Source organism: Enterobacter cloacae complex sp. IR5428 (genome assembly GCF_049238585.1).
GTDB lineage: Bacteria > Pseudomonadota > Gammaproteobacteria > Enterobacterales > Enterobacteriaceae > Enterobacter > Enterobacter intestinihominis.
Window position 1 is genome coordinate 296,280 of sequence record NZ_JBMKHV010000002.1, and the last position, 15,265, is coordinate 311,544.

At 57.3% G+C, this 15,265-nt stretch carries 15 protein-coding genes; 8 read left to right on the plus strand and 7 right to left on the minus strand.

Translation table 11 applies throughout. The annotated features are described in order from the left end of the window. Window position 1 precedes the first annotated feature (1 nt). The gene (gene dsbC / locus ACOTXC_RS03730) at window positions 2–715 is read right to left on the minus strand and encodes a bifunctional protein-disulfide isomerase/oxidoreductase DsbC (RefSeq protein WP_022649304.1); all 714 of its coding nucleotides are present in this window, start codon (window positions 713–715) and stop codon (window positions 2–4) included. A gap of 28 nt (window positions 716–743) precedes the next feature. After that, window positions 744–1,640 carry a site-specific tyrosine recombinase XerD gene (gene xerD, locus ACOTXC_RS03735; RefSeq protein ID WP_003863442.1) on the minus strand — a complete coding sequence of 299 codons (897 nt, stop codon included), beginning with the start codon at window positions 1,638–1,640 and terminating at the stop codon, window positions 744–746. Between the two features lie 101 nt (window positions 1,641–1,741). Here xerD and fldB point away from each other — a divergent pair, with 101 nt between their 5' ends. Next, window positions 1,742–2,263, plus strand: coding sequence for a flavodoxin FldB (gene fldB, locus ACOTXC_RS03740; protein WP_015571793.1), 522 nt, complete (start codon window positions 1,742–1,744; stop codon window positions 2,261–2,263). Window position 2,264: 1 nt separating this feature from the next. Here the strand turns inward: fldB and ACOTXC_RS03745 are convergent, their stop codons facing one another. Together ACOTXC_RS03745 and sdhE are read right to left on the minus strand one after the other, a co-directional pair. After that, window positions 2,265–2,675, minus strand: coding sequence for a protein YgfX (locus tag ACOTXC_RS03745; RefSeq protein ID WP_022649305.1), 411 nt, complete (start codon window positions 2,673–2,675; stop codon window positions 2,265–2,267). Continuing rightward, window positions 2,656–2,922 carry an FAD assembly factor SdhE gene (gene sdhE / locus ACOTXC_RS03750; RefSeq protein WP_003863437.1) on the minus strand — a complete coding sequence of 89 codons (267 nt, stop codon included), beginning with the start codon at window positions 2,920–2,922 and terminating at the stop codon, window positions 2,656–2,658. Before sdhE ends, ACOTXC_RS03745 begins: the two co-directional genes overlap by 20 nt. Window positions 2,923–3,216: 294 nt before the next feature. Here sdhE and ygfZ point away from each other — a divergent pair, with 294 nt between their 5' ends. After that, window positions 3,217–4,197 (plus strand): tRNA-modifying protein YgfZ, encoded by a 981-nt coding sequence (ygfZ, locus tag ACOTXC_RS03755; RefSeq protein WP_032626101.1) that lies wholly within the window; start codon window positions 3,217–3,219, stop codon window positions 4,195–4,197. 520 nt (window positions 4,198–4,717) lie between these two features. Here ygfZ and trhA read toward each other — a convergent pair. Further along, a complete protein-coding gene (gene trhA / locus ACOTXC_RS03760; protein WP_022649307.1) occupies window positions 4,718–5,377 on the minus strand; it encodes a PAQR family membrane homeostasis protein TrhA in 660 nt (219 codons plus the stop codon). Between the two features lie 266 nt (window positions 5,378–5,643). Between trhA and ACOTXC_RS03765 the strand changes: the two genes are divergently transcribed. From ACOTXC_RS03765 to ACOTXC_RS03790, 6 genes are all read left to right on the plus strand, one after another. Then, window positions 5,644–6,375: a MurR/RpiR family transcriptional regulator gene (locus tag ACOTXC_RS03765; RefSeq protein ID WP_022649308.1), complete on the plus strand. Its 732-nt coding sequence runs from the start codon at window positions 5,644–5,646 to the stop codon at window positions 6,373–6,375. A 116-nt stretch (window positions 6,376–6,491) separates the two neighbouring features. Further along, a complete protein-coding gene (gene bglA, locus ACOTXC_RS03770; protein ID WP_421767414.1) occupies window positions 6,492–7,925 on the plus strand; it encodes a 6-phospho-beta-glucosidase BglA in 1,434 nt (477 codons plus the stop codon). A 124-nt stretch (window positions 7,926–8,049) separates the two neighbouring features. Beyond that, window positions 8,050–8,409 carry a hypothetical protein gene (locus tag ACOTXC_RS03775; protein ID WP_022649310.1) on the plus strand — a complete coding sequence of 120 codons (360 nt, stop codon included), beginning with the start codon at window positions 8,050–8,052 and terminating at the stop codon, window positions 8,407–8,409. Window positions 8,410–8,457: 48 nt separating this feature from the next. After that, window positions 8,458–10,467 (plus strand): protein-disulfide reductase DsbD family protein, encoded by a 2,010-nt coding sequence (locus ACOTXC_RS03780; protein ID WP_421767415.1) that lies wholly within the window; start codon window positions 8,458–8,460, stop codon window positions 10,465–10,467. Between the two features lies 1 nt (window position 10,468). Further along, window positions 10,469–11,071 (plus strand): DsbA family protein, encoded by a 603-nt coding sequence (locus ACOTXC_RS03785; protein WP_023298545.1) that lies wholly within the window; start codon window positions 10,469–10,471, stop codon window positions 11,069–11,071. Continuing rightward, complete coding sequence (locus ACOTXC_RS03790; protein WP_421767416.1) at window positions 11,061–11,561, plus strand: protein disulfide oxidoreductase; 501 nt, start codon at window positions 11,061–11,063, stop codon at window positions 11,559–11,561. The genes ACOTXC_RS03785 and ACOTXC_RS03790 overlap by 11 nt, the downstream gene beginning before the upstream one ends. A 2-nt stretch (window positions 11,562–11,563) precedes the next feature. Here ACOTXC_RS03790 and ACOTXC_RS03795 read toward each other — a convergent pair whose 3' ends face one another. Together ACOTXC_RS03795 and gcvP are read right to left on the minus strand one after the other, a co-directional pair. Then, entirely contained in the window at window positions 11,564–12,307 is a 744-nt protein-coding gene (locus ACOTXC_RS03795; RefSeq protein WP_023306889.1) for an SDR family oxidoreductase, read from the minus strand. A gap of 70 nt (window positions 12,308–12,377) precedes the next feature. Then, complete coding sequence (gene gcvP / locus ACOTXC_RS03800; protein WP_421767417.1) at window positions 12,378–15,251, minus strand: aminomethyl-transferring glycine dehydrogenase; 2,874 nt, start codon at window positions 15,249–15,251, stop codon at window positions 12,378–12,380. Window positions 15,252–15,265 lie beyond the last annotated feature (14 nt).

Genomic DNA, 15,265 nt, shown 5'->3' on the forward strand with positions numbered 1-15,265 from the left:
ATTATTTACCACCCGTCTGTTTCTGGTGTTCGTCGAGGAACGCTTTCATCTCTTTTGGCCCCTGGTAGCCCGGCACCACATAGCCGTTGCTCAGCACAATGGCTGGCGTACCGCTCACGCCAAACTGTACGCCCAGCGCGTAGTGGTTAGCGATGTCGATATCGCAGGAGGCGGGCTTCACGCCTTTGCCGTTCATCGCGTCATCAAAGGCCTTGTTGCGGTCTTTCGCACACCAGATCGCTTTCATATCCTGCTCAGGCTGACTCTGCACGCCAGCGCGTGGGAAGGCCAGGTAACGCACGGTAATGCCCAGCGCGTTGTAGTCTTTCATCTCTTCATGCAGCTTGTGGCAGTAGCCGCAGGTGATGTCGGTGAAGACGGTAATGACGTGCTTTTCCTGCGCCGCTTTGTAGACAATCATCTCTTTTTCGAGCGCATTCAGGTTTTTCATCAGTAGCTGGTTGGTGACGTTCACCGGCTGCGCACCGCTCACGTCGTACATTGGCCCCTGAATGATGTGCTTTCCGTCTTCGGTCACGTACAGCACGCCGCTGTTGGTCAGCACCGTTTTCATGCCAGCCACCGGCGCTGGTTGGATCTCGCTGCTGGCGACGCCGAGTTTCGTCAGAGACTGTTTAATGGCGGCATCATCCGCATGGGCAAAACCGGAAACCGAAGCTGCCAGCAGGGTGAACAGCGCTAAAGACTTTTTCATATATGATCCTGTAACAATTCGTCGGCACTCACGCGCGAGGGTGGTGCTGTTGGTGTAGCTGCCGCAGGCGTTCCGTCGCGACATGGGTGTATATTTGCGTCGTTGAAAGATCGCTGTGTCCAAGCAACATCTGCACCACGCGTAAATCCGCGCCGTGGTTTAACAGATGCGTCGCGAAGGCGTGACGCAAAACGTGCGGCGACAGCTTCTCACTGTCAATACCCGCCAGTGTGGCGTAATGTTTAATGCGATGCCAGAACGTTTGTCGCGTCATCTGCTGCGCGCGCTGGCTCGGGAATAATACATCTATGGAGACGCCGTTCAGCAGCCACGGACGCCCGTGTTCCAGATACGTCTCCAGCCAGTAGACCGCCTCTTCACCCAGCGGCACCAGCCGTTCTTTGTTCCCTTTACCGATAACGCGCACCACGCCCTGACGCAGGCTGATATCGCTCATCGTCAGGCCCACCAGCTCGGAAACGCGCAAGCCCGTGGCATACAATAGTTCAAGCATGGCTTTATCGCGTAACTCCAGCGGAAGGTCAACTGCGGGCGACTGTAATAATCTCTCAACTTGCGCTTCGCTGAGATCTTTTGGCAGCCGCTGAGGCAGTTTAGGCGATGCCAGCAGTGCGCTGGGATCATCCGCGCGGATCTTCTCGCGGTAAAGGTGCTGGAACAGGCGGCGCATGGCGCTCAGCAGACGTGCGGAGCTGGTGGCTTTGTACCCCCCTTCCATCCGCTCAGCCAGTAACCCTTGCAGGTCATCGCTTTGTGCGCTTTCAAGCGTCAGCCCCCGGTGCGCCAGCCACTCGACCAGCAGAGTGAGATCCCGACGATAGGCGCTGAGCGTATTTTCAGCGAGGTTTTTCTCCAGCCACAGCGCGTCGAGAAACTGTTCGATGAGTGCGAGATCCTTTTCCACATCAACCCCTATGGTTCTGCAATCTGGCCATTATGCCTGATTGCCATCGGTTTCTGGTACACTACGCGCAAAGTCATAGCAAGAATTGAGATAGTTACGCGATGAATATTGGTCTGTTCTATGGTTCCAGCACCTGCTACACCGAAATGGCGGCGGAGAAAATTCGCGACATTATTGGCCCGGAACTGGTGACGTTGCATAACCTGAAAGATGACGCGGTTGCCTTGATGGAGCAGTACGATGTGCTGATTCTGGGTATCCCTACCTGGGACTTTGGTGAGATTCAGGAAGACTGGGAAGCCATCTGGGATCAGCTCGATTCAGTCAATTTTGAAGGCAAAATCATTGCGATGTACGGCATGGGCGACCAGTTGGGCTACGGGGAGTGGTTCCTTGACGCACTCGGCATGCTGCACGACAAACTGGCGCCAAAGGGCGCGACCTTTATCGGCTACTGGCCTACGGAAGGCTATGAGTTCACCAGTCAAAAACCGATTATTGCCGACGGTCAGCTGTTTGTCGGGCTCGCGCTGGATGAAACCAACCAGTACGATCTTAGCGACGAGCGCCTCCAGAGCTGGTGCGAGCAGATTCTGGGTGAGATGGCCGAGCAGTTCAGCTGATTTACTCCTGCGTCGGCTGTTGCACGATCAACCGGCGCAGATCTCGCCACTCCGCAGGATCCATACTGTCTGCTGCCAGCCACAGGTGCTGGCGACGATTGTCCTCGACCCGACGCAGCCGTAGCATCATCCCGGTGTTGAGCATCCACGGCGTCCCTATCATTTCCCACTCTTTTCCCTGCCAGCGCAGGCGAGAATCCATCAGCAGCTTAATTTCACCCTGACGGGCGTTGATTCGACGCTGGCTGCGCACGCTATCAAACACTACAAACGACAGCAAAAGCAGCCACAGAGGGGTATAGCTTAGCGGCCACGGCACCAATAACACCATTGCCGCGACCAGACCGTGGAGCAGTAAGGACATCCACTGTGAGCGCCACGAGACGCGAAGATCAGATTGCCACAGGACCACGTTCCTGATTCCGTGTTTGAATTAATTGCACCATCCGTTGCAACTCGGTGTCGGCGGGCTTGCCGTGATTCATCAGCCAGTTGAATAAATCCGGATCGTCGGACTCAAGCAGACGGACAAACAGGCGCTTATCGTCATCGCTTAAGCTGTCGTACTCATACTCGAAGAAAGGCATGATGGAGATATCAAGTTCACGCATGCCGCGACGGCACGCCCAGTGAATACGGGCCTTGTTGTTAATATCCATGTTCTGTTTCCTGCATTACGTTTGGCACAGTCGGTATCCCGTTCGGTATTCATTATTGCTCTTCGGGAACACCTGCTAGTGTAACGTGTTTTTGACCGTTTCTTTACTGGAATATTGCGAACCTCGAGCAGGCTTCCTGAATAATCCTTATAAAGACAGCGGATTACACTATTTTGCGTAGCGCCACGCATAACCGCGTAATGGCACGAATGGCCTGCTGAAAGCGCTTGCATTGAATACAGTCTCTTTTACCATTAGGTATTATCAAAGCGTTAAGCAATTCAGGACATCACTATGGCATTTACACCATTTTCTCCTCGCCAGCCCGCCGCCTCTGCGCGTCTGCCGCTGACGCTGATTACTCTTGATGACTGGGCACTGGCGACACTGACCGGTGCAGACAGCGAAAAATACCTGCAAGGCCAGGTCACGGCGGACGTGGCGCAGTTGACTGAGCACCAGCATCTGCTGGCCGCGCATTGCGATCCAAAAGGCAAAATGTGGAGCAACCTGCGTCTGTTCCGCCGTCAGGACGGATTCGCCTTCATTGAGCGTCGCAGCCTGCGTGACGCCCAGCTTAAAGAGCTGAAAAAATACGCGGTCTTTTCTAAAGTCACCATCGCCCCGGACGATGAACACGTTCTGCTGGGGGTAGCGGGTTTCCAGGCGCGTGCAGCGCTGAAAAACCTGTTTGCCGAGCTACCGGATGCCGGAAAACAGCTGATCAGCGAGGGAGAAACCTCCATTCTGTGGTTCGAACACCCTGCGGAGCGCTTCCTGCTGGTAACCGACGAAGCAACGGCGGAACGCGTCACTGACGCCCTGCGCGGTGAAGCACAGCTCAACAACAGCCAGCAGTGGCTGGCGCTGAACATCGAAGCGGGCCTGCCGGTTATTGACGCGGCAAACAGCGCGCAGTTTATCCCGCAGGCGACAAACATCCAGGCGCTGGGTGGTATCAGCTTTAAGAAGGGCTGCTACACCGGACAGGAAATGGTGGCGCGTGCGAAATTCCGCGGCGCGAACAAACGTGCCCTGTGGACGCTGGCTGGTCACGCCAGCCGTGTGCCGGAAGCGGGTGAAGATCTCGAGATGAAGATGGGCGAAAACTGGCGCCGTACCGGCACCGTGTTAGCCGCCGTCCAGCTCGATGATGGCCGCCTGCTGGTGCAGGTTGTCATGAATAATGATATGGAGCCCGACAGCGTGTTCCGCGTGCGGGACGATGCAAACACGCTCAGCATTGAGCCGCTGCCGTATTCACTGGAAGATTGATGCTGTATCGCCCGGTGTTGATATTCACCCTCTCCCTGTGGGCTGAGGGATCCCCAGTAATTTGAAAGCAAAAGCGATAACGTTGCCTCAGAATAACTGAGGGCTTTCAGCGATGCCTCGGTCCGGCTGTAAATCGCTGAGGCGTTTCCTGTAGGCCGGGGCGAGGCGCAGGGATGCGCCGAGAGGGCGGGCTTTACAGGGATGTTACCTCCGCCCGTCCCCGATAAGCCGGAAGGAATAAGCCGAAGGCACCGCGAAGCGGCGATTTTCCGCCGGAAGCCCGGGTCGCCAGGGTGGTGGCGACTGAGCCACCCTGGCACGTTCACCGGTCATGTCGTTACAGAGTAGCAAGGAACATAAAGTGAACGGAATGACCACCACCGCCGTATGTTCCCCTCACCCTAACCCTCTCCCCGGAGGGGCGAGGGGATTGCTCAGTGCTCGCATTAATTTGTGGGGAACCCTCAGCCCTGTGGGAGAGGGTCGGGGTGAGGGCATCAGACCGCACCTTACAAAAAAACTACACCTGACCAACATACAGATAAATTGCCAGAAAGTGGCACACGCTGCCGCCCAGCACAAAGCCGTGCCAGATGGCATGGTTGTACGGGATACGCTTGCAGACGTAGAAAATCACGCCCAGCGAGTAGATCACTCCGCCCACCGCCAGAAGCGTCACGCCCCCCACCGCCAGCTTAATGGCTAACTGATACACCACAATCAGCGACAGCCAGCCCATTGTCAGATAGGTGACCAGCGACAACACTTTGAACCGGTGCGCGATGGTCAGCTTGAACAGGATCCCCAGCAGCGCCAGGCTCCAGATTACAATCATCAGGCCACGCGACAGCGGTGAGTTGAGCCCCACCAGCAAAAATGGCGTGTAGGTGCCTGCAATGAGAAGATAGATTGCGCAGTGGTCAAATTTCTTGAGCCATATCTTCGCCCGTTGATGCGGAATAGCGTGATACAGCGTTGAGGCAAGGAAAAGCAGGATCATACTCCCGCCATACAGGCTGTAGCTGGTAATGGCCATCGCGCTGGCGTTGGTGTCTACCGCCTGCACCAACAGCAATACTAAGCCGACAATCCCAAACACCAGGCCAATGCCATGGCTTATACTGTTGGCTACTTCCTCAGCCAGCGAATATCCCTGTGCGATTAATGGTCTGCTCACCATACTTAACTCCGGGAAAACAAAAGATGATTATTCATCGCCAGTCTATGCTAACTGAGAATGATTCCAGTGAACACCTGTTAGCTAAAATAAATCCATAATCAAGATTTATCCTTACAAATCAGTATAATGCAAAATAAATCCACCGCACAGGTGTAAATGATTTCATTAACACCTGAGTAATCAAGGAGATAAATCCGTCTCTCACCCTTCGTCATCATGGTATGCTTCAGGGATAGTGTCCGACAGCGAGTTTAGCCATTGTGAGTATGTTCAGCCATTCCGCCATTGCCAGCCTCAACAATCTGGAAATGATGGTCTACAACTATGTCATTAAGAACCGTGACAAAGTGATGTACATGACCATCCGCGAGCTGGCGGATGCGGCGGGAGTCTCTACCACTACTATCCTGCGCTTCTGCCGAAAGCTCAACTGCGAAGGCTACTCGGAATTTCGGGTGCGCTTTAAACTCTATCTGGAGCAGAATGAGCCGCAGCAGGCGAATTTTGGTGCCAGTGAAATTATCAGCTTCTTTAAAAGCGTAAATAACGAAGAGTTCGATGCGTTATTAGATAAAGCCGTCGATATTATTTTATCATCTGAACGAATTATTTTTGTTGGCGCAGGCACGTCCGGATCGCTGGCAAAATATGGCGCACGTTTCTTTTCAAATATCGGGAAATTCAGCAACCATATCGACGATCCTTATTTCCCGGTCACTAACGATATGGCTAAAAATGCACTGGCCATTGTACTTTCCGTCTCCGGAGAAACCGAGGAAATCCTGCGCTTCGCCAGCCAGTTCAGCCTGCATCGCTGCAAGGTGCTCTCTGTCACCAGCCACGAACATTCTCGTCTCGCGAAACTGGCGGACTTTAATCTCTCCTGGCATGTCCCCCAAACGCGCATAGGCGGCGTTTACGATATCACCACGCAAATCCCCGTTATCTATATTCTGGAATCATTAGGCCGGAAACTGGCGAAGAAATTAACAGAATAAAACATCCTGTTTTTTTGATGTGACAAATTACAATTTCCGCAAAATGTTATATCGTGACATTTATTTCCGCTTTGCTAGACTCGAAATCAATAAGTCCTGAATTGAGAATAGCAAAGATGAAAAAACTCACTTTACCGAAAGATTTTTTATGGGGCGGCGCGGTGGCGGCGCACCAGGTTGAAGGCGGCTGGAACAAAGGCGGCAAAGGTCCAAGCATTTGCGACGTGCTCACCGGCGGCGCACACGGCGTTCCGCGTGAAATCACGCAGGAAGTGAGTGAAGGCAAATATTACCCGAACCACGAAGCCGTCGACTTTTACGGCCATTACAAAGAAGACATCAAGCTGTTTGCCGAGATGGGCTTCAAATGTTTCCGTACCTCAATCGCCTGGACGCGCATCTTCCCGAAAGGCGACGAAACTCAGCCAAACGAAGAGGGGCTGAAGTTTTACGACGACATGTTCGATGAACTGCTGAAGTACAACATCGAGCCGGTGATCACCCTCTCCCACTTTGAAATGCCGCTGCACCTCGTTCAGGAATACGGCGGATGGACCAACCGTAAAGTAGTCGATTTCTTTGTACGCTTCTCGGAAGTGGTATTTGAGCGCTACAAAAATAAGGTCAAATACTGGATGACCTTCAACGAAATCAACAACCAGCGCAACTGGCGTGCGCCGCTGTTCGGCTACTGCTGCTCTGGCGTGGTCTATACCGAGCACGACAACCCGGAAGAGACCATGTACCAGGTGCTGCACCACCAGTTCGTGGCCAGCGCGTTGGCGGTGAAAGCCGCCCGCCGCATTAACCCGGAGATGAAAGTCGGCTGCATGCTGGCGATGGTGGCGCTCTATCCGTACTCCTGCAAGCCAGAAGATGTCATGTTTGCTCAGGAATCCATGCGCGAGCGCTACGTCTTTACCGACGTACAGCTGCGCGGCTACTACCCGTCTTACGTGCTGAACGAGTGGGAACGCCGTGGCTTCTCCATCAAAATGGAAGCAGGCGACGAGCAGATCCTGCGTGAAGGCACCTGCGATTACTTAGGTTTCAGCTACTACATGACCAACGCGGTCAAAGCGGAAGGCGGCACCGGTGACGCCATTTCCGGCTTCGAGGGCAGCGTGCCGAACCCACACGTCAAGGCGTCCGACTGGGGCTGGCAGATTGACCCTGTGGGCCTGCGTTATTCGCTGTGTGAACTGTACGAGCGCTACCAGAAGCCACTGTTTATCGTGGAAAATGGTTTCGGCGCCTACGACAAGGTGGAAGAGGACGGCAGCATCAACGATGACTACCGCATCGACTACCTGCGCGCCCATGTGGAAGAGATGATGAAGGCGGTGACCTGGGACGGTGTGGATCTGATGGGCTACACCCCGTGGGGCTGCATCGACTGCGTCTCCTTCACCACCGGCCAGTACAGCAAGCGCTACGGCTTTATCTACGTCAACAAGCACGACGACGGCACCGGTGACATGTCCCGCTCCCGTAAGAAGAGCTTTGAGTGGTATAAAACCGTCATTGCCAGCAACGGCGAAACGCTGTAATGGCTTGCCCTCTCTGCAAGCGGAGAGGGCAAACTGCTTATCTTCCAGACACTTCTTTACAGCTTTTGCGTTGCCAAAATATGTTCGCCCGATAATATAGGCATCCTGAATATTTGAGGCGAACATGATTAAGCGACAACGCAACGCTATCCTGCTTGTAGCCCTGGCCTGTCTGGTGGTGCTGATATGTACCGCCCAGCGGATGGCCGGGATGCACGCGCTTGTCATGAACGTCACCGCCACGAGCCAGTCTGTCCAGCAGGGGCAGGAGAGTGCCGACGCACCGGTAACCCCGTGTGAGCTAAGCGCCAAGTCGCTGATGTCGGTCCCGCCTGTTTTGTTTGAAGGCGCCCTGATTGCCGTCACCCTGCTGCTTGCGTTGCTGGCAGCCAGTCCACCGCGCCGCGAACGGCAGTGGCCTCCCCGCGTTATCTCCCCGCCCCGGTTAAGGGTGCATCTGCGATTATGCGTCTTCCGTGAATGAGCCTTCGCCTGTTACTTCAGGTTAATTCATCATTTACGGAGAAAATTTATGTTTACTGTATTCAGGCGACTGCTGGTCTGCCTGCTTTGGCTATGGCTGCCCCTCAGCCAGGCTGCCGACAGCGGCTGGCTGCGCGCCGCCGATAATCAGCACGCCAGCGTCAGGCTGCGTGCGCAACCTGAAAGCACTGGCGAAACCCGCCTGCTGCTGGACGTCGCCCTGCAAAAAGGCTGGAAAACCTACTGGCGCTCGCCGGGCGAAGGCGGCGTCGCACCCGCGATTAAATGGCATCAGCCCGTCGAGGCGATCTGGCGCTGGCCTGTGCCGCAGCGTTTCGACGTCGCGGGCATCACCACGCAGGGCTATCACGGCGATGTCAGCTTTCCCCTCACTCTGCGGGGCGACGTCCCGACGATCCTGAGCGGCGTGCTGACGCTCTCCACCTGTAGCAACGTCTGTATTCTTACCGACTACCCGTTTTCACTGAACATGACCGCATCCGCAGGCGCCAGTTTTGATTACGATTTCAGTCGGGTCATGGGCACCCTTCCCCTCAGCGGCGGGTTGACCTCAACGCTTAACGCCACCTATGCCCCCGGCAAGCTGACCGTAACGGCGCAGCGTGACGCAGGCTGGCAGGCGCCGTCGCTGTTTATCGACGGTATGGATGATGTTGATTTCGGCAAACCGGCCCTCACCGTGCGCGGTGATTCGCTGGTCGCCACCGTGCCCGTGACGGACAGCTGGGGCGAGGCCGCGCCCAACCTCAGCGGCAAAACCCTGTCGCTGGTTCTGGCCGATAGCGGGCAGGCGCAGGAGTCCAGCCTGAGCATTCAGCCGGGGAACGCCGCGCCGACGCTCCCGTTAGGCTGGGTGCTGCTGATGGCGCTTGCTGGCGGTCTGATCCTTAACGTCATGCCCTGCGTACTGCCCGTGCTGGCCATGAAGCTGGGCACGCTGATGCAAACCGAACGGCAGGCGCGCGGTCAGGTACGCCGACAGTTTCTTGCATCGGTAGCCGGGATCGTGATCTCGTTCCTCGCACTGGCGCTGATGATGACGGTATTACGTTTAGGCAATCAGGCGCTCGGCTGGGGGATCCAGTTCCAGAACCCGTGGTTTATTGCCGCAATGGCGCTGGTAATGGTGCTCTTCAGCGCCAGCCTGCTGGGGTTGTTTGAAATCCGTCTCCCTTCCGGCGCCAGCACCTTCCTCGCCACGCGCGGCGGCAACGGGCTTGCGGGTCATTTCTGGCAAGGCGCGTTTGCCACGCTGCTGGCGACACCCTGCACCGCGCCGTTCCTGGGGACGGCGGTCTCGGTCGCGCTGGCGGCACCGCTTCCCCTGCTGTGGGGGATCTTCCTGGCGATGGGTATCGGCATGAGCCTGCCGTGGCTGCTGGTGGCGGCCTGGCCGGGGCTGGCCCAGCGGTTGCCGCGTCCGGGGCGCTGGATGAACGTTGTACGCGTAGTGCTGGGGATGATGATGCTCGGCTCATCGCTGTGGCTGCTGAGCCTGCTGACGGTGCACATTGGCAGCCTGCCGGTCATTACGCTGAGCGTGCTGCTGATCCTTGCGCTGCTGCTGATCACCGCCTGGCGCTACCGCTGGCAAACGGCACTGCGCGCCGGGGTATTAGCTGTACTGGTGGCCGGGGTAGTCGCGTTTGTTTCCGGCTCCGGCGGCGAGGGCTCCCGCCGCGATCGTATTCACTGGCAGCCGCTCAGCGAGCAGGCCATTGCCCGCGCGCTGGCGGAGAACAAACGGGTGTTCGTCGACGTGACCGCCGACTGGTGCGTGACCTGTAAAGCCAATAAATACAACGTTCTGCTGCGCGACGACGTGCAGGATGCGCTCTCCGCCCCGGACGTTGTCGCCCTGCGCGGCGACTGGAGCCGCCCCTCAGATACCATCAGCCAGTTTTTAACCACGCGCGGCAGCGCCGCCGTGCCGTTTAACCAGATCTACGGACCGGGATTACCGCAGGGCCACGTGCTGCCTGCGTTGTTAAGCCGCGAAGCAGTGCTGAGCACCCTGTCCGATGCAAAAGGAAAATAACATGAGAACCTTCGTTGCCTTACTTCTGCTGTCGTTATCAACGTTCGGTTTCGCCGCACCGTCAGATGACGCTTCCAACGACCAGCTGGCAAAACTGCTGTTTAACGACCCCAACAGCCCGCGAACCGGCGCGACATCGCCGAAGCTCACCATCGTCTCCTTCACAGACTACAACTGCCCGTATTGCAAGCAGTTCGACCCAATGCTGGAGAAAATCGTGCACGATAATCCCGACGTGCAGCTCATCATCAAACTGCTGCCGTTCAAGGGACAAAGCTCGGTAAATGCCGCGAAAGCGGCGCTCTCAACGTGGCAGCAGGCGCCGGATCAATTCTGGGCACTACACCAGCGGCTGATGATGAAAAAGGGCTATCACGATGACGCCAGCATCGCCGCCGCGCAGGTGAAGACCGGGACGGACAGCATTAAAACCGATGATAAAACCATGGACAGCGTAAAGATGAACCTGATCCTGGCGCAGGTGCTGAATATTCAGGGCACCCCGGCGACCATCATCGGTGACCAGATGGTGGCGGGCGCAATCCCGTATGACGATCTGGAGGGGCTGGTCAAAGAACAGCTGGCAAACGCCCGTGGCAAGTAAGCTTCCTCGCCTGCTGCGCGAGCTGGCCGTGTGGCTGCTGATTGGCGTAGCCGTGAGCCTGGCGGTGGACTATTTCCGCCAGCCCGCGCTGCCGCAGAATTTCTCCGCGACGGCACTGCACACCCTCGACGATCAGCCCGTCGATCTTATCGCCATGAGTAAGGAGCGACCGCTGCTGGTCTACGTCTGGGCGACATGGTGCGGCGTCTGCCGCTACACCACGCCGTCGGTGGCGGCGATTGCCGCGGACGGGGGTAACGTGATGTCGGTTGCGCTGCGCTCGGGCGATAACGCGACGCTCGAAACATGGATGAGAAAGAAGAAGGCGATGATGCCCACGGTCAACGACGCCAGCGGAGAACTGGCGCGTCAGTGGGACGTTCAGGTGACGCCAACGCTTGTGGTGATCTCTCACGGTGAAGTGAAGTCGATCACCACCGGCTGGACCAGCGGCTGGGGAATGCGCCTGCGGCTGTGGCTGGCGTCGTAGCGTTACTTCCCGCCAGCCAGCTCCAGGAAGCTACCGGTGACATAGGAGGCTTTGTCGCTCAGCAGCCAGGTAATGGCCTGGGCGACCTCCTCCGGCTGACCGCCACGCTGCATCGGTAACATCGACTTCACCCGATCCACACGCCCCGGCTCGCCGCCGGAGGCGTGAATATCGGTATAAATCAGGCCTGGCCGCACGCAGTTAACGCGAATGCCCTGCGCCGCCACCTCCAGCGCGAGGCCGGTTGTCAGGGAATCCACGGCCCCTTTGGAGGCAGCATAATCCACATACTCCCCCGGTGCGCCCAGTCGTGAGGCCGCCGAGGAGACATTCACAATCGCGCCGCCCTTGCCGCCGTGTTTATGCGACATGCGCTTCACCGCCTCACGGCAGCAGAGAAAATAGCCAGTGACGTTGGTGGACAGCACGCGGTTAATACGTTCAGCGGAGAGGTTTTCGATGGAGGATTGTTCAAACAAAATCCCGGCGTTGTTCACCAGCGCGGCGAGCGGCTCACCTTCGCGATCGATGCTGTCGAACATCGCCATCACCTGCGATTCATCGCTGATATCCGCGCGCACGGCAAAGGCCTTACCGCCCGCGTCCACGATCTGATTAATAACCTCTGTCGCGGCTTTGATGTTGTGATGAAAATTCACCGCAACGGTGTAGCCTTCGCTTGCCAGCTGTAGCGCGGTGGCTTTACCAATACCCCGGCTGGCGCCGGTGACCAATGCAATTGCCATTCTTTTCTCCCAATAAAAAAGCCGGGTGGCGGCTTCGCCTTACCCGGCCTACGTTACTACAGGAACAACGTTACTGGTATTCGCTCATCGGCACGCAGGAGCAGAACAGGTTACGGTCGCCGTAAACATCATCAAGACGTTTCACGGTTGGCCAGTATTTGTTTGCTACACCTGCCGGGAAGACAGCCAGCTCGCGGGTATAACCGTGGTTCCACTCTGCCACCAGTTCGTTCTGGGTATGCGGCGCGTTGACCAGCGGGTTATCTTCCAGCGTCCATTCCCCGCCTTTCACGCGGTCGATTTCGCTGCGGATCGCCAGCATCGCGTCGATAAAGCGATCCAGCTCCACCTTGCTTTCAGACTCGGTCGGCTCAACCATCAGCGTTCCTGCAACCGGGAAGGACATGGTTGGCGCGTGGAAGCCGTAGTCGATCAGACGCTTGGCAATATCCAGCTCGCTGATGCCCGTCTCTTCTTTCAGAGGACGAATATCGAGGATGCATTCGTGCGCCACGCGACCATCGCGGCCGGTGTAGAGCACCGGATAGGCGTCTTTCAGACGCGTTGCGATGTAGTTGGCGTTGAGGATCGCCACCTGGCTGGCCTGCTTGAGCCCTTCCGCGCCCATCATGCGGATGTACATCCAGCTGATTGGCAGGATAGAGGCGCTGCCGAACGGTGCCGCGGAGACCGCGCCCTGACGGGTCAGCATGCCTTCAATCTGCACCACGCTATGGCCTGGCACAAACGGTGCCAGGTGCGCTTTGACGCCGATTGGGCCCATGCCCGGGCCGCCGCCGCCGTGCGGAATACAGAACGTTTTATGCAGGTTGAGGTGCGACACGTCCGCGCCAATAAAGCCCGGAGAGGTAATGCCCACCTGGGCGTTCATGTTCGCGCCGTCGAGGTAAACCTGGCCGCCGAACTGATGCACCACTTCACACACTTCACGGATCGTTTCTTCGTACACGCCGTGGGTGGACGGGTAGGTCACCATGATGCAGGAGAGTTTGTCGCCTGCCTGCTCGGCTTTCGCGCGCAGGTCGGCCAGATCGATGTTGCCGTTTTTGTCGCACGCCACGACCACCACTTCCATCCCTGCCATCTGGGCAGAGGCCGGGTTGGTGCCGTGGGCAGAGCTTGGGATCAGACAGATATCGCGGTGGCCTTCGTTGCGGCTTTCGTGATAGTGACGGATCGCCAGCAGACCGGCGTATTCACCCTGCGCACCGGAGTTCGGCTGCATGCAGAGCGCGTCGTACCCGGTCAGCTTCACCAGCCAGTCGGAGAGCTGGTTGATCATCATGTGATAACCTTCCGCCTGCTCAGCCGGGCAGAACGGGTGCAGCTCGGAGAATTCAGGCCAGGTGATTGGGATCATCTCAGCCGCGGCGTTCAGCTTCATGGTGCAGGAGCCCAGCGGGATCATCGCCTGGTTCAGCGCCAGATCTTTACGTTCCAGAGAGTGCATGTAACGCATCATCTCGGTTTCGCTGTGATAGCGGTTGAACACCGGGTGAGTCAGGATCGCGTCGTCGCGCAGCATGCTTTCCTGAATGGAGCGGCTGTCGAGCGCAACCTCTTTGTCGAGCGTATCAACGTCCAGACCCTGTGCGTCACCCAGCAATACGTTGAACAGGGTCACGATATCGTCACGGGTGGTGCTTTCGTCCAGCGTAATGCCAACCGCATTGTGAATATCGCTGCGCAGGTTGATTTGTGCTGCCTCGGCGCGCGCCAGCACGGCCGCTTTGTCTGCCACATCGACACACAGGGTGTCGAAGTAGTGCTCATGACGCAGTCTGAGACCTTTCTGTTGCAGACCGCAGGCCAGGATATCGGCCAGACGGTGGATGCGGCTGGCAATGCGTTTCAGACCTGCCGGACCGTGGAACACCGCGTATAAGCTGGCAATGTTAGCCAGCAGCACCTGCGAGGTACAGATGTTGGAGTTCGCTTTCTCGCGGCGGATATGCTGCTCGCGGGTCTGCATCGCCATGCGCAGCGCGGTGTTACCGGCGGCATCTTTCGATACGCCGATAATACGGCCTGGCATGGAACGTTTAAATTCATCTTTCGCGCCAAAGAACGCCGCGTGCGGGCCGCCGTAGCCCATCGGCACGCCGAAGCGTTGCGCTGAGCCGAAGACAATATCCGCGCCCTGTTTACCTGGCGCCGTCAGCAGCACCAGCGCCATAAAATCAGCGGCGACGCTAACAATAACCTTACGGGATTTGAGCTCGGCGATCAGCGCGCTGTAATCATGCACTTCCCCGGTGGTGCCCACCTGCTGTAACAGCACGCCGAAGACGTCCTGGTGATCCAGCACTTTGTCAGCGTCGTCGACAATCACCTCAAAGCCGAAGGTTTCCGCACGGGTGCGCACCACGTCCAGCGTCTGGGGATGCACGTCCGCCGCGACGAAGAAGCGGTTGGCGTTTTTCAGCTTGCTCACGCGCTTCGCCATCGCCATCGCTTCAGCGGCGGCAGTGGCTTCATCCAGCAGCGAGGCAGAGGCGATATCCATACCGGTCAGATCCAGCGTCACCTGCTGGAAGTTCAGCAGCGCTTCCAGACGGCCCTGGGAGACTTCTGGCTGATACGGGGTGTAAGCGGTGTACCAGCCCGGGTTTTCCAGCATATTACGCAGGATCACCGGCGGTAATTGCACGTTGGTGTAGCCCATGCCGATATAAGACTTATAGCGCTTGTTAAGGCCGGCGATGGCCTTCAGCTCCGCCAGCGCGGCGAACTCCGTCGTGGACTCGCCTACCTGCGGCGGTGTGGCAAGCTGGATGTCTTTTGGCACGATCTGGCCGATCAGTGCGTTTAATGAATCCGCGCCAACTGTCTTCAGCATCTCCTGCTGTTGCTGAGCATCCGGCCCAATGTGACGTTCAATGAAGGCGCCACGGTTTTCAAGCTGGCTTAAAGTCTGTGTCATGAGCGATGGTTCCT